Raw genomic sequence first — 17,984 nt, 5'->3', positions numbered from 1 at the left:
GTCGTCGCGCATCGTTATATTCTGGCATCAACCTACGAAGGGATTTCGCCGTGCGCTGGCTCAGGATTGCCATAAGCTTCACCGTCACGCTGATGACCTTGCTCTGCATGCTCCCGGCCCAGGCCGCGCAAGGCAGTGGCTGGTCGGTATTGCTTGACGATCAGGGCATCCTGCAACTGAGCGACATCCGCTCCGCTCGCTACACCAATCAATTCAGCCCCATCGAGCTTGACCGCCTGACCGCGGCCGAACCCGAGGGCGCCCTGTGGCTGCGCTTCAAACTGGCGCCGGGCAAGCACGAACAAGTGCTGCGCATCTTTGCCCCCGACCTGTCACAACTCAATCTTTACGTACTCGACGGCGACCGGCTGATCGAGCAACGCAATACCGGCAACGAGCGGCCCCAGGCCGAGCATCCATTGCCAAGCAGCGATTTCATGCTGCCCCTGCCCCAGGCCGACAAGCCGCTGGACGTCTACGTGCGCATGGTCTCCGGCCATCAGCTACGCCCGCACATCACCCTGCAAGCGGCAATCGAAGGCGCAGCCGATCAGAAGCAAACGCTGATTTTCGGCCTGCTGCTCGGCTGCCTCGCCATGCTCCTGCTGCACAACCTGGTGCGCTACGCCTACTCGCGTTCGCGCAGCAGTCTGTGGCTGGCGATCTGTGAGGGCCTGCTCGGACTGAGTCTGTTCCTGTTGCTCAACCTCGCCGGTCCGTGGCTGCCGAACTGGCAAGCCATTCAGACGCCGGGCGCTTATCTGGCACTGCTGCTGACCGCCCCAGCCGGTTTGATGTTCGCCCTGCGCTTCTTTGCGCCACTGGGCCAGCATCCGCTGAACAAACTGCTGTGGGGCGACATTCTGTTGATCGTCACGTGCAGCCTGTTGCTGCTGTTCGTCAACACCTTGCCGCTGAACATCATCACCTACGCATTGGTCGCATTGGCCGGCCTGAGCATGTTGCTGGTGGGTTTCTATCACTGGCAGAAGGGCTATCGCCCGGCGCGTCTGTTCGTCGCCGCCATGATCGTGTTCAACATCGGCACCCTGGTTATCCTGCCGGCGCTACTGGGGCTGACCCTGGTCACGCCGCAAGGCCTGATCATGACGCTGATGGTGTTCATCTGCATCAGCGGTCTGCTGATGAGCGTCGCCTTGGGCGAGCGACAGCGCAGCATCACTGAAAGTCGTTTCAGCATCAGCCGCGACCTGGCGGCAAGCAACGCCGAAATCAACGCCAAAGCCGAATTCCTCGCCAAGATCAGCCACGAAATCCGCACACCGATGAACGGTGTACTGGGCATGACCGAGCTGCTGCTGGGCACGCCGCTGTCGGTCAAGCAACGCGATTACGTGCAGACCATCCACAGCGCCGGCAACGAACTGCTGACCCTGATCAACGAGATCCTCGACATCTCCAAGCTCGAATCCGGGCAGATCGAACTCGATGACGTGCAGTTCGACCTCAACGCCCTGATCGATGATTGCCTGAGCATCTACCGGGCCAAGGCCGAGCAACAGAACGTCGAGCTGATCAGCTTCATCCAGCCGCAAGTGCCACGGGTGATCAGCGGCGATCCGACGCGCCTGCGCCAGACCTTGCTGAGCCTGCTGGAAAATGCCCTGAAGAAAACCGAAGAAGGCGAAGTGCTGATCGTCGTTGCACTGGATGAGCGCAGCAGCAAACCGCGCCTGCGCATTGCCGTGCAGGACAGCGGCGTGCCGATGGAGCCGGAAGAGCGCGAAGCACTGTTGCACGCCGAATTGCACAGCAAGCACTTCCTCTCGGCCAATCGCCTGGGCGGCAATCTCGGCCTGGTGATCGCGCGCCAACTGATCCGTCTGATGCAAGGCGAGTTCGGCATCAAGAGCGGCGCCACCCAGGGCAGCACTTTGTGGCTGACCTTGCCACTGGACCCGGATCGCCTCGAACATCCGACCTCCGACCTGGACAGCCCGCTGCAAGGCGCGCGGGTATTGGTGGTCGACGACAACGACACTTGCCGCAAAGTGCTGGTACAACAATGCAGCGCCTGGGGCCTGAATGTCAGCGCCGTGCCGTCGGGCAAGGAAGCGCTGGCGCTGCTGCGCACCAAGGCGCACCTGCGCGATTACTTCGATGTGGTTCTGCTCGACCAGAACATGCCCGGCATGACCGGCATGCAACTGGCAGCGAAGATCAAGGAAGACCCGAGCCTGAACCACGACATTCTGCTGATCATGCTCACCGGCATCAGCAACGCGCCGAGCAAGATCATTGCGCGCAATTCGGGGATCAAACGAATACTGGCCAAACCGGTGGCCGGCTATACGCTCAAGACCACGCTGGCTGACGAGCTCAATCAACGCAACAAGGGCCAGGTCGCGTTCCAGCCGCAGGTCGTTACGGCGGCCACAGCGGCCAAAGTGCCCAGCGACTTCCGCATCCTCGTCGCCGAAGACAACACCATTTCGACCAAAGTCATCCGTGGCATGCTCGGCAAGCTCAATCTGCAACCGGACACCGCGAGCAATGGCGAAGAAGCGCTGCAAGCGATGAAGGCCCAGCGTTACGACCTGGTGCTGATGGATTGTGAAATGCCGATCCTCGATGGCTTCTCCGCCACTCAGCAACTGCGCGCCTGGGAAGTCAGCAATCAGCGCATCCGCACACCGGTTGTAGCCCTCACCGCGCACATTCTCGCCGAACACAAGGAGCGCGCCCGGCAGGCCGGCATGGACGGGCACATGTCCAAACCGGTCGAGCTCTCCCAGTTGCGCGAGTTGATCGAACACTGGGTTGCCCAACGCGATCAGCAGAACCGGGCCACGACTCAGCCGTCGTAAACCGACAGAATCTGCGGTGCCTGATAGACTCCCCCCGACTCCATCGCCAGTGAGCTTGCATCATGCTCCATGTGTTGTTCAGCGTTTATCTGAAGATGCTGGTGCTCTACAGCCCGTTCTTCGTGTTGTCCTGCTTTATCAGCCTGACCCGTGGCTATTCGCGCAAGGAACAGCGGCGTCTGGCGTGGAAGGTCGCCCTCGCCACACTGATTTCCAGTGTGCTGCTCTATTTGTTCGGGCGGGTGATTTTCGATGTCTTCGGCATCACCGTGGACGCCTTTCGCATCGGTGCCGGCAGCGTGTTGTTCATTTCCGCGCTGGGCATGGCTCAGGGCAAACCGGCGGTGCAGGCTGATAATGTGCAGCAGGACGTGACCATCGTGCCGCTGACCATCCCGCTGACGGTCGGCCCCGGCACCATCGGCGCCTTGCTGGTGATGGGCGTCAGCCAGCCGCACTGGGACGACAAGCTCACTGCAATCATGAGTATCGCCCTGGCCAGTTTTACTGTCGGAGTGGTGCTGTATCTGTCCAATCGCATCGAGCGGATTCTCGGCGATCAGGGCTTGCAGATTGTCAGCCGCTTGATGGGATTGTTTGTTTGCGCACTGGCCGCGCAGATCATTTTTACCGGCGTGAAGGGTTATCTGGTGCCTTGAGTGTTGTTGCCGCGCAACCGCCACAACGAAACGCCGCGTACGGTCTCCGTTCGCGGCGTTTTGCTGTGCGGAGCGACCTCAGCGCAGCGCTGCGATCACCGCTGTCAGGCTGACCGTGGCCTCTGCGCCGCGCACAGTGGCAAACGCTTCCAGCCCTTGAGCCAGCGTGAACGTGTGTGGCCGCCCGGCAATGGGCAGCATCAGCAACAGTGGGCGCTGTGCAACGAAATTACGCACGATCAGACTGTGCCCGGAGTCCGGATCGGTCAGTACCACATCGTCATCGACCCGTGACATCCACCAATGCCCGCATTCGTCCAGATCCAGATCCAGCAGGCAAGGTTCCGCTGTTTCAGCATCCGAAGCCTGTCGTCCATCGAGCACGATGCAGTCCAGGCGCTGGAAGGACGCTTGCGACAGCCGATAACCCGAGGTCTGCGCACCGTAAGCCAGCAGCAGCCTGGTGACGCCATCGGGCAACAATGTTTCGATCTCTGTGATGTCATCACCTACCTCAAGCACCATGACCTCGGCGTCGCGATGGGCATAACTGCCGGGCAGCCAAACGCCGTCGTTCGGGCCGGCGCTGAAAATCAGTTGGTCGGCCGGGTCGAACAGCATCGGCTGCTTCGACCCGCGCGTACCGAGGAATGCCGACCACTGTCCGTCAGTGCGCCCGGCCAGATCAAACAGCCGATCAAGTTGCGGCAGGTAATACAGATAGCGTCCGGTTGCACTTGCCACTTGTATGACAGGCGCGTGGGCATGCCCGTGCAACAATGCTCGCAGGCGTGCACGTAACTGTTGATCGCTCTGCCCCGGCACATGAGACCAGCGATTTTCCACGCCTACGATCATTGCCGGCTGGTTATCCAGCAATTGCAGATGCACCCCGTCGAGGGTCTGCGCCTCCAGCCCTTCGCCCTGGCGCCGCACCTCGCTAAAGGCCCATGACGTCCAGACTTTTTCCGCCTTGGCCAGCAACTGCGGCTTCACCAGACGATGCTCGGCTGAAAAAGCTCCCCGCAGTGCTTCGATCGCCATCAGCGGCTGGCGGTAAAGTTGTCCGGCGCTGACCTCAAGCAACCAGACAGCGCTTTGATCCGGGGTCAGACCGAGCAGCGCCAGCTCCCTGCCCTGACCGATATCGGCCACAGCGACTTTGCCATCGACACACCATGCCGTCAGGAAAGCCTGACCTGCCCCATCACGTAAACCGAAGACCGGCAACGGCAGCAACGCTGCGACCGTGGCCAGCGAATGCAATGCGCTCAACCAATCGGGATTTCGCTGCAGCCAACGCTGCCCGACACCGGCGAACCGGAGAATCGAGGATTTATCGGCCTGATCAAGCCATGCCTCATCGCTTCTGTGCGCAAGGGAAGGTACCCCGTACTGAAACACAATCACGTCGTCGATCGCTGCCGCTGCCGGCACGTCGACGATATCGACCTCGAACAGACGGCCGTCATCCTTGGTGGCGATGAAGCGCTGATTGGTCTGAGTGACCTCCACCACATCGCGCTCGATCACCACGTTCTGCCAATGACCGACACGGGGTTCGATGCCGCGGCTGATCGTCCGCTCCTGCTGGCTATAGAACAGCACCGCGTTGTTTTCAGGTCTGGACGGCATCAGCATCAACAAGTCTTCGGGCCAGGACAGGTCGTGCCTGGCCTCAATGCACTTGCCCGTCGTCTTGTTCAGCCAAGCCCTGTCGCGCAGCTGCGACCCGGCATAGCCCTCGACAACAATGAACGGAGCACAGAACCAATCACTGCTGCTGGCGGCCATGTCTGACGAGACGCCCTTGTCCGGGGCATCGGTTTGTCGAAGCGCTTCACGCGGCTCGAACCGATAGTCCTCGGCGGCAAAAGCGATCTGGCAAGCCGTCAGTTCCACATGCTGACCGGTGATCCGATACTCGATGGTGGTAGTGCCATGCAACGCTTCTGCCGTCAGCCTCTGCGCAATCCGCAGCGCACCATCGGCTTGTTGTTGGCAGCCAATGATCGTCGATCCCATCCGCGGATTTTTCAGACGGTAGCGATGCTGGACAGTACCGGTCAGCACATCGACCCGCCATACCGATGGATGATCGGGATGGTAGAACCACGCATGGCGGGCGTTGACGCCTGCCAGAACCACACCCTCGTTCACCTCCAGCGGCAGGTTACGCGCGAACAGCACCCGATCCCGCGCAGTGTCGTAATAGCCGGTAGTCACCACTGGCCGGTTCGGCGAGTCGAACGGCACTCTGAAGTTACGCAACGGCCAATAGGCTGCGGTCAGTTGTCCGCTTGCGACCTGAGCGCGCAAATAACGCTGCACCGGCGCCGGGATGCCGCTGGCGGTCATGTTGGCGCTACGCAGTTGAGTCGCAGCGTTGTTTTCATAGTCGAGGACAACGCCGATCAGATGCAGGCTGCGGCCCGTCCAGTCGATCCGGAACAGCCCCTCGGCCAATTCGATGACGCCGTCAAAACGATTCAACTCCAGGCCATCGACCAGCATGTCAGGTGCGCTGTCGATGCTGTCCCGTGGCTTTTCCCGAAAGCTGACCTGTTCCACCCGGGCCCAGGACGCTTGCACCGTCCATGTCACCCGTTCCCAGCCCTGCGCTTGTTGGAAATTCACCGCCAGCAGGCCTGGCACCAATCGAATCCGGTATTGCCCCTGCGGTGCGGTGATCCGGTAGGCAATCTTCTCGCGCCACTCTGGTGGCAGGTCCGGAACCACCAGTTGGCTGACCTCTACGCTCAACTGCACCTTGATCGTCGTGGCCATGAATACCGGATGCAGCTTGTAGAGGATGTGTGGCGCAAACGGCGTACTGAACAGGTAAAACACCCGGTTACCGAGCGCGTCATATTCCAGCTGATGTGCCAGGCGGTCATGCAACCGAGGATAGCGGGTCGTGGAAAAAGGCACGGCCCCGGCGCTGCCGAGTTGATACTCGTAGCCGTAGTAACAGATTGGCGAACAAGGCAGCACCAGCGCCTCGGGCAAGGTCCCCCAGACGCTGCCGACAGCAGGCCGTTGAAAGGCTCTGGGGATGTTGATCGCAGCATGCCGCCTGGCAGGATCATCGTCGTATTGCGGCAATTCCAGTGCACTGCCCTTCCAGGGGTAAAACTTCTGCCCTTCGAACGCCACCCTTCTGCTGTGCAGATCCACCTCGGTAATCACTGCCAGTGCGGGGAACTGCAAGACCGCACCAACGCTTTCGTAAGACTGCTGATAAGCGTCGTGAATCTGCGAGAGGTGCTCGCCGATGGCCGCAGCCTTGTCCATGATCTGCCCGAGATTGCTGGCAATCGCGGTCACCCCGATACCCACGCCCAGTAGCGGCACGGACAGCGCTGCGGCGAACGCGCCCACCGTACCGCCCGCTGCCAGGGCGACAAGATCCAGACCCAGCGCCGCCGTGTTGAACGCCAGGGACGTGGAAAACCGCGCCCGCTGCTCATGATTCTCTGCCTGCGTCAGGTTGTAGATGTCGAAGCCGATATTGGCCACGGAAAATGCCACACCAACGCCCGTCGTGGCCTGTCCTGCCAGGCGTGCGGCGAATGAGCCCTGCTGCAACGCCCGCTCGGCCACCGCTAAATGGCGCACCAACTGGATGACCTGCACTGCATCGCTGGCCACACCAAAGCCCAGCTGTGCATAACTGACGTACACCTGGATCTGCAGAGCGACGGTCAGTGTCGGCGCTGTATCGCCAGCGCGGTACTCGCGCTGGCGCATTTCACTGATCAGCGTCTGAATCGCAAAGGCAAAACTGAGCCGGCTGCCCCCGTCTTGATCAGCCGTCTGCCCGGGCCTGGCCGCACCGCCCTGCACGAGTCGTTCGACGTATTGCCTGATTCTCTGAAAGCGCGAATCCCGGGTGCTGACCGTCCGGGCATTTTGCGCATTGCGCAGATCCATCAGCGTAATGCTGTGGCCGCCGTCGGCGTTTTTGCTGTGGGTATCGAGCAACGGCACGTAATCACGCGCCACCTTGTGCTCACGGCGCAAGCGCTCGGTCGCCTGCTCGAACTCGCTGGCCCAGTAGCGTGCGTCCAGTTGCGCAAGGCTGGTGCCCAGTCGAGCGTTTTCCCCAAGAGATCGGGTGCGGGCCAGCGCTTGCTTGTGCCAGATCGAGGCTCCCTGCGGCTCGGCCAGCGCAACGTTGTGCAAAAAACTGTCCACGCGCAGATCCGATGACAGCCTGCGTTCGGCGATCGCCGCAGTGTCCAGCTCAGTGACGGTGAACTGCGCCGTGGCCATCTCACCCAGACCATAAAGCTTCGCCAGCGCGTTATCGTCCGCGCTCAGATAATGCTCTACGCCACGCTGCAACTGCGCGCCATCGGCAAATCCGTAGAGGGCGAAGTTGGGGTCGTAGAAGCGATAGGCCGCGTGCTCACCGGTTCGCACTTTGGCCAGCAGCAGGGCGTGGTCGCCGGTGTCGAGCAGCAGCACCGCAGGCACGGCGCTAGCGTCCAGCGCAGCCATGATGCCGTCCAGGCGTTGCACGCCCCGAGCGCTGCCGACCTCGCCGGTGGGCAAGGCGCGCAGTTCGTCCAGCGCACTGCGCAACGCCCGCGAGCCAAGTTCGTCGGGACTCACGCTGGCGCTGGCGACATGCCCGACCAACGCCCGTTCCGCCGGCTCGCCGGCTGCCACTGCGGCGCCCATCAGCAGCGCCAGCGGATAACAACGGCGCCCCGGGTCGCCCGCGTTGCGCTGCAACAGATCCTGCGGCAACTGCTTGACCGACACCGCGCCAGCCTTGAAAAAGGTGTCACGCACTTGTCCGCTGCGCTGCAGGATCTGCGTGCGAAACTCCTGCCGGGCGCTGCGCTTGATCTGGCCGATACGTTCGCCCCACTGGCGCAGCGTCAGCGGCTCGGACATGGCTTGCACCTTGAGTTCGCGGGTCATCGATGTGGCCGTCGGCAGGTCGCGTTCCAGTCCGTTCTCGAACGCCGCCGAGCGGCGCTGGCGCACGGCTTTTTCAATCGCATCGTAGCGCGCGAAAGTGCCGTCACGGTCGGTGGCGATGGCCAGGTCGCGAACCTGTTGCCAGGTATCGGCGAACCCGACATCGTCCACGCTCGTCGCGCCGAAAATCCCCCCGAGCACGACCCGCATCGCGGGGCTCAGTTGTTCCAGCGGCAGCGTACCGTGGGCGATCCGGCTGAACAGTTCGTTGAGATGGCTGACCGATTCCGCACCATGGGAGTTCGGCACAACCACAGGTCCTTGCGCCAGCACTTGCTGACGGGCGTCGAAGTCGATGACCACGGCTTGAGCGAAATTGACCTCCCCGCTCAACTTGTCTCGCATCGCGCGAATGAACGGCTCGCCCAGATCATCCATCAAGCGTTGCAGCACTGAGGTCAACAGCACCGGTTTGCACTCGACAACGGGCCAGCCGCGCTCGAAGGTCAGGCTTCGATCGCTGAGCAGGTTGGACAAGCGTCCGGCATAACGGGACTTGAGCTTGCCCTCGGCCCACCGGGCGTGTTCCTTCTCCAGCCAGTCTTTTTCCGTGCCCCGGACGATCCAGCCGGAAATGGTTTCCTCTTCGGTATTGACGTTGTAGCCCTCGCGCAGACGCTGGTGCGCCAGCACCTGACGAGTGAAAAACGGATCGCAATTGGCTTCGATATATTCATGTAATCCAGCGAGTGCTGCGCCCGGGCCTGTGAGCGTTACCGTACCCGCCGCGTCATTGCGGATACCGTCCCGGTAATAGGTGACAACCGCTTTAAGCAATTGGTAGGCATAAGCTTCATTCCAGCTGGTGAAGTTCGACCTGACCAACATCTCTTCAATGACTGTCGCCGCGACCGTGGTCAGGGTCTCACCGTCGGCCCATCCGGATGCCGAGTTGGCCATGCGCTTTTCAACTTCAGCGAGCACGTCGTAATTGAGCCGAATCACTTGCATGATCGACATCGTCATGCCGCTGCCCGGCTGGGCGATCAAATGAGCGTTCATTTCTTCATTGATTTGCAGCCCTATGCGAAAGCCGTTCTCGCCGGCCTCCACGGTTTGTGGCGGCACGAACAGTTCAAGCACGTCCGGTTTGCTGCGAGCAAAATCCTCGAGAAGTTGTTTATGTTGTTGTGGAAGACTGTCGGTTCTGTCGGGGTAATGCTGTGGATCGCGTCCAGGCATTAACTGAGGATTGTTGTTCAACAGAAGTTGCAGAACTGCGATTTTCTGCGTCTGGCTGTAATCGCTGATATCGACACCGCCCAACTTGTCGAGCAATGGCGGCAGATAATCCATGTCGGTATAACGCCCGCCCTCACGAAGTTCGGCCTGCAAACGCACCACATCGCTCGCCGCAGCGAAGTTGCCGCGCATCGACACTTCGCGGCGGTAGACGTCCGCCAGCAAGTCATCGGCAAAGGCGTGAGTGACATCGCGCAATTGCAGATCCGGACCCACCATCGCCAGATGGCTGTCGAGGCAGCGCTGACGAAAATCCTGCAGCGTCGCGCGGTCCTTGCCATAAGCACGCACCATCAAATCGATGCGTGCTTCATCGGTTCGCCCCTTCCACTTCGGCTGGCTGAGGTAGTCGAACATCTGCTGTTTCAACACCCGTGCGCGGTCTTCAATCATCGTCGCCAGTCGCCCGGCATGCTTGAGTGCAGCGCCACCGGACGTCATCGCATCAGCCCTGGCACTGTCGAGGATGACCCGGTTCATCTCGAAAGCCAGCAACGCATCGCTGTCGTACCAAAGGTTGAAGCGGTAACCCTCCGCCGCCATCACCTGGCGCCAGATATTCATGTAATCGCGCTGATTGACCCCGACTTCGCTGCCGCCAACCCAAACGAAATGGATAACCTTCGGAACCGGCCGGGTCAGCCCCGACAACATTTCCACGGTCGTCGAAAGCCGTGACAGATAATGTTGCAGCCCGCGCGCAATGTCATCGACAGCCACCGGGACAGGGGTTTTCTTGCGTTTGAGCAGCGCTGCAAGTTGCTCTTGAAACAGGCTCGCCAGGGTCAACAACGACACCGGATCGGTCGTTTGACTGGCTTGCTGGTAACAGTCGTTCAGCGCTTGGTACTGCGCCGAGGCAGAGAACTCCCGTAACGCCCTGGAGATCACCGAATACTCTTGCGCAGATACGAACGCTCGCCCGAACGAGTAATCGTTTTTTAAAGCCATCACACACTCCTTGTTTATTAAATGGCTCGTTGACCGCGCACACTTTCGCGCCGCTGCAGAGCGGTAGATTGATTTGAACGACACTCGACAAGTGCTGTGAACACAGCACCCTAGTGGGCGGATACGCGCCACACAAACAACAAGGAATACAAAGCTTGTCCCCGGCAATATCTGATAACACCGGAGCAGTACGCTGTAACGGCAGCGAAATAATTAGCGGACCGGCGCGACCGTCAGGCATAAAAAATGGTCCTGCCCTGTGGGACATGACCATTGTTTATTGCTGGTGGAAAACAATTGAAACTTCAATCGGACTTACAACCGCTCAAACTTTCCCAAGGCTGAAAATTGAATGAGCGGAGGTTTTTTCAGGACAGCGGTTTTTCACCATACCAACGCGGCGTGTACACCCATTCACCGCCTCCGGCACGGGCGAAGGTGCAGGTGGTCGAAGAACCGATCAGCACCATGGTGCGCATGTCCACCTGTTCCGGTGTCAATGCGCCCAGGGTCGTGGTGCGCAGCGTCTGCCCCGGCCGGCCGATGTCCCGACCGAGCACCACCGGTGTTTCAGGCGAGCGGTGCTGCGCAACGATCTCCAGTGCGCGGCCCAACTGCCACGGGCGCGCCCGGGAAATCGGGTTGTAGAACGCCAGGGCCAGATCCGCTTCGGCGGCCAGATCCAGACGTTTCTCGATGATCGCCCAGGGCTTGAGGTTGTCCGACAGTGACATCACGCAGAAGTCGTGGCCCAGCGGCGCACCGGCCTGAGCCGCAGTGGCCAGCGAGGCGGAGACGCCGGGGAGGATTTCCAGATCAACGCTGTGCCACGCCGGATCTTCCGATTCGTGCAGGGCTTCGAGCACCGCAGCGGCCATGGCGAATACGCCCGGGTCGCCCGAGGAAACCACGATCACCGAGCGGCCTGCGGCGGCGAGCCTGAAGGCATGGCGCGCACGCTGCATTTCTTCACGATTGTCGGTGCAGTGCTGCACCTGATCGTCGCGGAACGGGCCGGCCATGCGCACGTAGGTTTCATAGCCCAGCACATCGGTGGCGCGGGCCAGTTCGGTTTTCACCGCTGGCACCATCAGTTCGGCGGCGCCGGGGCCAAGACCAATGACCGCGAGGCGACCGCGCGGGCGGCCGATCTGCGCGACGTCCAGCGGTTGCTCGGCAATCGCGATCGCCAGATGTTCTGCGCAGATCACCTTCGCCGCAGGCAAAGCAACGCGCGCCAACGTCTGAAGATCGTTTTGCGCCGCGACGAAGCGCAGCGGCACGCCCAACTCGAGCGCAGCCTCGCGCAGATTCGATGCGGCCATTTCAGCGTCTGCTGCCACCAGACACGCCAGTGCCGGCACGGCGACACTGGCCTGTTGCAACGCAGCGCGAACAGCGTTCGACAGATCTGCCACGTCAGCACTCACTGCCACCGCCACGCTGCGCGGATAAATCAGCAATTCATCGGCGCTGGCCACCCGCTGCACGCTGCTCACATGAATCGACCGCTGCGCCTGCGGATCCTGCGGCAACTGCGCCTGATCCAGCCACGGCGCCGCGCCTTCGATGCGCACACTGTGCCCGGCGAGCAGATCGGAAACGAAGCGTTTGCCCGATTCCAGATCCGCCAGTGCATAGCCGCTCGGTGGATTGAGCAGGCAGGTGCCAAAGCGCAATTCGCCGCTGGTGGTGATCGCCGGCGCCACTTGCAACGCCTCCGCGATGTCGCGGGCCATGACGTTGACCCCACCGAGTCCACCCAGCAATGGCACCACCGCGCTGCCGTCTTCGGCCACCGCCAGCACCGCCGGTTCGGCGCCTTTCTCCAGCAACAGCGGCGCCAAGGTGCGAATGACAATGCCGGCCGCGCACAGGGCAATGATCGGCGTGTCCTGTTGATACAACGCGCGCAGGGTCGCGCCGAATTCCTGATAGCTGCTGTCGGCGCCTTCAACCCGCCCGGCGAGGCCGTGGATCTGCGCCGCCGGATAGACCTGCTGAATGCGCCGCGCCGTCGCGAGGCTGCCCTGGCCGAGAATGACGATGGCGGGAGTCGCTTGGCTCATCAACCTTGCCACCGTTCGCCCGGGACGATGATCAGCGAGAAGTACGGCGAGGACATCGGCTCGACCTGATCCATCGGCACGATCTTCTGATTGGCCATGGTCGCGCGCTCGACATACAGCGCACGCTCGGCGAGGCCGAGTTCTTCCAGCACCTGACGGACCTTGGGAAAGTTGCGCCCCAGTTTCATGATCACCGCCGCATCGGCATCGGCCAGACGCCGTCTCAGTTCTTCGTGGGGCAGCACGCCGGAAAGCACCGACAGGCTCTGATTGCGATACACCAGCGGCGCGCCGAGCACCGAAGCGCCGCCGAGCATCGAGCACACCCCGGGCACGACTTCGGCCTCGTAACGGCTGGCGAGACGATCATGCAAATACATGTAGGAGCCGTAGAAGAACGGGTCGCCTTCGCAGATCACCGCCACGTCGCGGCCGGCATCCAGATGCTCGGCGACCGCCACAGCGGCTTCGTCGTAGAAATCGCTGATGACCTGCTCATACGACAGCGGCGCCGGCAACGCCTCGGTGGTCACCGGGTACACCAGCGGCAGCAGATTCTGCGCCTCGACCAGATGCGCCTCGATGATCCCGAACGCATTGCCCTTCTTACCCTTGGCCACGAAATACGCGACCACCGGCGATTCGCGCAGCAGGCGCAAGGCTTTGACGGTGATCAGTTCCGGATCACCGGGGCCGACACCGAGGCCGATCAGACGTCCTTTGGCCTGCATCATTCAATCTCCGTGGCGAGGGCATTGACGGCGGCGGCAGCCATGGCACTGCCGCCCAGCCGGCCTTGCATGATCACGAACGGCACGCCGCGACTGTCGGCGGCCAGCGCTGCTTTCGATTCGGCAGCGCCGACGAAGCCGACCGGGAAGCCGAGGATCAGTGCCGGCTTTGGCGCGCCGGCGTCGAGCATTTCCAGCAAATAGAACAGCGCGGTCGGTGCGTTGCCGATCACCACCACACTGCCTTCGAGGTGCGGGCGCCACAGCTCCAGCGCGGCGGCCGAGCGGGTGTTGCCCAACTCGCGGGCGAGCTCCGGCACGCTGTCGTCGCGCAAAGTGCAGATCACTTGGTTATTGGCTGGCAGGCGCGTGCGGGTCACGCCTTCGGAGACCATCCGCGCGTCGCAGAGAATCGGCGCACCGGCCGCCAGAGCATCGCGCCCGGCCTTGCCCGCGCCCTCGGAGAATTGCAGACCGTCGACGGCCTCGACCATGCCGCAGGCGTGGATCACTCGCACCGCAAGTTTTTCCAGATCGGCGGGAATGCGCGCCAGATTGGCCTCGCGGCGAATGATCGCGAAGGAGTTGCGATAGATCTCCTGACCGTCGCGGATGTAATCAAGCATCAAGGGGGCTCCGGGAGCGGGCGTCGAGCAGGGTCGCGGCCGCTTCAATAGTAAGATTGCAGGCGTGCAGCGTGCCGAAACCGGGCTGTGCTGCATCGCGAAAATAGAGGTCGTAATGACCGGGAGCAACGGCCAGCAGCGTTGCTGGCGCGCAGTGGGCGGCGGCGCAGGAGCGCGAGCAACCCGACAGGTGCACGCTGAGCCCTGCGGGCAGCAAAGGTGCCAATTGCCGGGCATCCTGTTTGGTGTCGGCAAGGCCTTTGCCGCAGCCATCGGCGCCGGTGCAGGCGATCAGGCGAGCCAGTGGTTCGGCCTCGGTCGTCAACAGGCCCAACGCCCGTAACTGCTCAAGTACGTTGTCGGTATCAGTGGCCTTCACGTTCGGCAGCAGCAGGCTCTGCCACGGCGTGAAGCGCAGAGTGCCATCGCCAAATTGACGGGCCAGTTGTGCCGCGCCACGCAGCATCGCCGGATCAAGTCGGCCCAGTGGCGGCACCGCGCCGACGTAGCAGCGACCTTGCGTGATTTGCTGATGAGCGCCGATGTGCAGCGCGTCTGCCGACGTCGGGCGCTACCAATTGCTGATTGCTTTGAGCGATACGCGCTCGCGCAACGATTCAAGAAAGGCGAGCCTGGGCAACTCGTCGAGCAGATGGCGCATCCGTGTTTGCTCTGGCCGGGCCAGGTCGAGGAACAACTCCAGCGCGGCGACCACCAGTGCGTGAGCATTGTCCAGGCTCACAGCGCCGAGCGGGCGATCGGTCGGGCAACCGGCCAGACCGAATGCCCAGAGGATTTCGCCGTCACGCTCGAATGCCGACAGCCACAGATCATGCGGATGTTCGAGCATCACCAGCGCTTCGCCACCATCGAGTTGCACGGCGAACTTGGCGCTCAACTCATGGAAACGTGGATGGCATTGCAGCGTGTCGAGGATTTGCCCGGCGAGCGGGCGTGTATCGATACGCATCTGCCGATCGATTCCGGCGGCCGGGCTGAGCATCAGATTGCGCACATCGTCGCCAGCGGCGTTCTTCGGCCCAAGGCCAGCGGCCAGCAAGCGCGCGATCAGCGCTGCGGATTGCGCACCGATGCCGCGAATCTGCAGGTTGCCGCGATTGGTCGCTTCGATCGCACCGCTCGCAAACGCTTCGGCGGCAGCGGCCACCGCATCGGCCTGATCGGCATTGATCGAACCGCCATCAAGCTTGATCCGACAGATACCGCCGTCCAGTGCCTGGACGATACGCAGCAACCCCGGGCAGGCCGAGGGGCGTAAGGCAGTGGACATCGGGCGTTCGTTCAAGGGGCTGACCGGTTGTGTGGCAGAAGCGCTTCGCGGGCGAAGGCGCAGTATTATGCCTGCTTTGCCCACCGGTATGAAAAGTCTGCCCTCTGTCTCGACCGGTGGGGCAGGCAGGCTTCAGTTGTTGCCTCTGCCGCGCTCTCAGGTCAGGGCGATAATCTGCTTTTCGCGCCGCTCACCCAATAACGCAATAATCCTGGCTCTCGAGAAACAGTAATCATCGGCATCTATAAGAGCCTTGTAGCAATCAACAGCAAGGTTGCCCACTATCTGATCAGCATTGAAGCGTCGCTCAAGCACATTGCCCGGAACAGGCTCTTTGACGGCAAACGAAATGACGACCATCGTAATCGTTGATTCCGCAGATACGCTGCCAAGCATGAAGCGAATCGACTCGCCCTCTTGCAGAATATTTCGCTGAAGCAACTCAAGGGCAGCACCGTTGCTCTCCAGTTGCGAGGTCAGATTGGCAATTACCTGTTGGTTCAAAACTGCCGACGCCCAACCTTGCAAGAGTTCTTGAGTCAACTCCAGCAAAGTAAAAGTATCGGGCGTTGTGACAGGCGCGCTGATAACCGGATCGTCAAAAAACAAAGCACCGGTGACTTTCAAAGCCGTTTTATTGGCATCATTCCATGCCTCGTATTCAACAGCATCGGGAACTTTATGCGAGGCGACCGTTTGTGAATAAAGCAGCGCATCGAGACTGTCATCAATGTCAGCTGCCGTCAGCTCTTTACTCACCAGCACTAATGCCCCTGCGCATACGAAAACCTTCGAAATCGCGAACATTTGCATCTCCCACAAAAAAACCAGAGGCTTGCGCCTCTGGCATTAATCACTTTCAGACCGACTGGCCAAATTCGTAGCTGAGCGCTTTCTCACGCTGCTCAGTCAGAGCCTTGACAATCAACGGTTCTACCATTGCATAGTCTTCCTCATCCATATACATCGTGGCGCCGGCGTTATAAATCTCCACAGCAGATGTTGCCCATTCTACAAACAGTACTTTGGTAGGTTGAGCCGAAGCCAGATATTGCACAGCAGCGATTGCCAACGTGATACCACCCTCATCATCCTGCGAAGCCGCACTCATGCAAAAGTTGCCACCTTCGGCTTTCTTCGAGTTGTTCTCGAACAGCGTCAGGGCCTGTGGTTCATTTTTCAACGCATCCATGGTCGCATCTGCCACAGAGGACAATACTTTAAGGGCTGCCTGGCCCTGCCCGACCGCAGCACCAACAGCGGTATGCAGAACAGACAGGACAACATTGTCCATGGTCAATTTTTGCGAAGTAGCGGTATATCGATTATAAGGCTGGCTGAAAGCAAACCAGCCAGCCAGTTTCATCAATCGCATAAACTCGTTATAGCGCTGTTCTTTTTGGTTGGACGCCGGATATTTGAGCAAGGCAACCAGATCGGCATACATGTAGGTGTTTTTAACGATTCGCTTGCTGCGCTTGGACATGCTTGCATCAAAGCCTGCAATACCCGAGCCCATGATTGCAGCATTCAGTTCATCTTTATCAATCGGCAAGCTACTGCCAACAGTTGCCGAACGCGAGCGCAGCACTGGCTGCGCAGCGATAAACTCATTGGTTTGTGCAATCAAACTAAACCGCTCAACAGCGGAGATTACATCTTTATTCAGCTCAGTCATAAATGGATTCCTTTCTTGGTTAAAACACCGACTTGGTGTGGAAAACAAACTAACCACAGCACCGAAGTTAATCAAATCGAAAATCCATGCATTTAATTTCAGACCATCATACAAACCAGCAAACAAAGCTCTCCAACTAACATCAAGCGCCCTGAGCCAACTCAATTTCACGCGTGCGCATATCAAGTACTGCAGCAGCCAACTGAAGCCGATTTTCATTTATCGCGGCAGACCTGATCAAAAAGCGCCTGGAGCGGATATCAAGCTCCGAACCCGTATGCTGAATAGTCCAGAACAAATAGGTAGAGGACCACTTCGCATCAAGCAAGCGAACATTACTGACGACAATCTCCAACTCCCTATTGAAATTGTACTGAGCAGGAGAAAAACGAAAATCGCTCCATTCCCGAGCGCTGCCTCTAAATATGTCTATGGCGTCCGAATGTGTCTCAAGCATATGGAACGCCTCCTTCATTAGCCCGACTTTCTCCCGACTTAGTTGTTGCGACAAGGATCGCGCCCAGACTTCCAGCGCATTGCCGGTAAAGTTCTTGTCAACATGGATTACCGGAGCTTGCTCAAGGCTCCAGCCGACAGACCAGAGCACCCCAGAATAATATTCGAACCAAGCAGCTGGCTCACTGTTTCTGTTATGACGCAAATCGGCTCTGTATTCTGCCCAGCGCATACTGTCTTTGACGAATCGTTTGTCTTCCGCAGTCAACCCGGAAAAGTAGGACAACAGATTATTCCCCATCACCGTCGCACTGCCTTGGTTGGGCAGTGCTGAGATACTGTTCAAAACATCGCTCATTTCAATTATCCATTCGATTATTCAATTTACTAAAAAAGCACCTTCCGGATAGCCACTAGCACTTCCAGCGGAACGCCAATTCAATACTTGCGAAGAACTCGAA

General features: G+C 60.1%; 9 protein-coding genes and 1 pseudogene. 2 read left to right on the top strand and 8 right to left on the bottom strand.

The window, feature by feature from the left end; genetic code table 11:
- Positions 1 to 50 precede the first annotated feature (50 nt).
- Together BXA01_RS19095 and BXA01_RS19090 are read left to right on the top strand one after the other, a co-directional pair.
- Positions 51 to 2,828 (top strand): hybrid sensor histidine kinase/response regulator, encoded by a 2,778-nt coding sequence (locus BXA01_RS19095; protein ID WP_076567765.1) that lies wholly within the window; start codon positions 51 to 53, stop codon positions 2,826 to 2,828.
- 62 nt (positions 2,829 to 2,890) lie between these two features.
- Positions 2,891 to 3,487 carry a MarC family protein gene (locus tag BXA01_RS19090; protein ID WP_016771870.1) on the top strand — a complete coding sequence of 199 codons (597 nt, stop codon included), beginning with the start codon at positions 2,891 to 2,893 and terminating at the stop codon, positions 3,485 to 3,487.
- 78 nt (positions 3,488 to 3,565) lie between these two features.
- Here BXA01_RS19090 and BXA01_RS19085 read toward each other — a convergent pair whose 3' ends face one another.
- The 8 genes and pseudogenes from BXA01_RS19085 to BXA01_RS19050 form a co-directional block, all read right to left on the bottom strand.
- A complete protein-coding gene (locus BXA01_RS19085) occupies positions 3,566 to 10,672 on the bottom strand; it encodes a TcdA/TcdB pore-forming domain-containing protein (RefSeq protein WP_076565524.1) in 7,107 nt (2,368 codons plus the stop codon).
- 368 nt (positions 10,673 to 11,040) lie between these two features.
- Entirely contained in the window at positions 11,041 to 12,741 is a 1,701-nt protein-coding gene (gene cobJ, locus BXA01_RS19080; protein ID WP_076565522.1) for a precorrin-3B C(17)-methyltransferase, read from the bottom strand.
- Entirely contained in the window at positions 12,741 to 13,475 is a 735-nt protein-coding gene (locus tag BXA01_RS19075; RefSeq protein ID WP_442961855.1) for a precorrin-2 C(20)-methyltransferase, read from the bottom strand. The genes cobJ and BXA01_RS19075 overlap by 1 nt, the downstream gene beginning before the upstream one ends.
- Entirely contained in the window at positions 13,472 to 14,098 is a 627-nt protein-coding gene (locus tag BXA01_RS19070) for a precorrin-8X methylmutase (RefSeq protein ID WP_076565519.1), read from the bottom strand. The genes BXA01_RS19075 and BXA01_RS19070 overlap by 4 nt, the downstream gene beginning before the upstream one ends.
- Positions 14,091 to 15,389: pseudogene (gene cobG, locus BXA01_RS19065) on the bottom strand (precorrin-3B synthase). Before cobG ends, BXA01_RS19070 begins: the two are co-directional and overlap by 8 nt.
- A gap of 156 nt (positions 15,390 to 15,545) precedes the next feature.
- The gene (locus tag BXA01_RS19060) at positions 15,546 to 16,196 is read right to left on the bottom strand and encodes a hypothetical protein (protein WP_076565517.1); all 651 of its coding nucleotides are present in this window, start codon (positions 16,194 to 16,196) and stop codon (positions 15,546 to 15,548) included.
- 52 nt (positions 16,197 to 16,248) lie between these two features.
- Entirely contained in the window at positions 16,249 to 17,286 is a 1,038-nt protein-coding gene (locus BXA01_RS19055; protein WP_157115972.1) for a hypothetical protein, read from the bottom strand.
- On the bottom strand, positions 17,210 to 17,881 hold the full coding sequence (locus BXA01_RS19050; RefSeq protein ID WP_076565512.1) for a hypothetical protein: 672 nt from the start codon (positions 17,879 to 17,881) through the stop codon (positions 17,210 to 17,212). Before BXA01_RS19050 ends, BXA01_RS19055 begins: the two co-directional genes overlap by 77 nt.
- Positions 17,882 to 17,984 lie beyond the last annotated feature (103 nt).

The organism is Pseudomonas sp. B10, assembly GCF_900156235.1.
Lineage (GTDB): Bacteria > Pseudomonadota > Gammaproteobacteria > Pseudomonadales > Pseudomonadaceae > Aquipseudomonas > Aquipseudomonas siliginis.
Note: the sequence above shows the minus strand (reverse complement) of the source record. Positions and strands in the feature narration are given on the sequence as shown.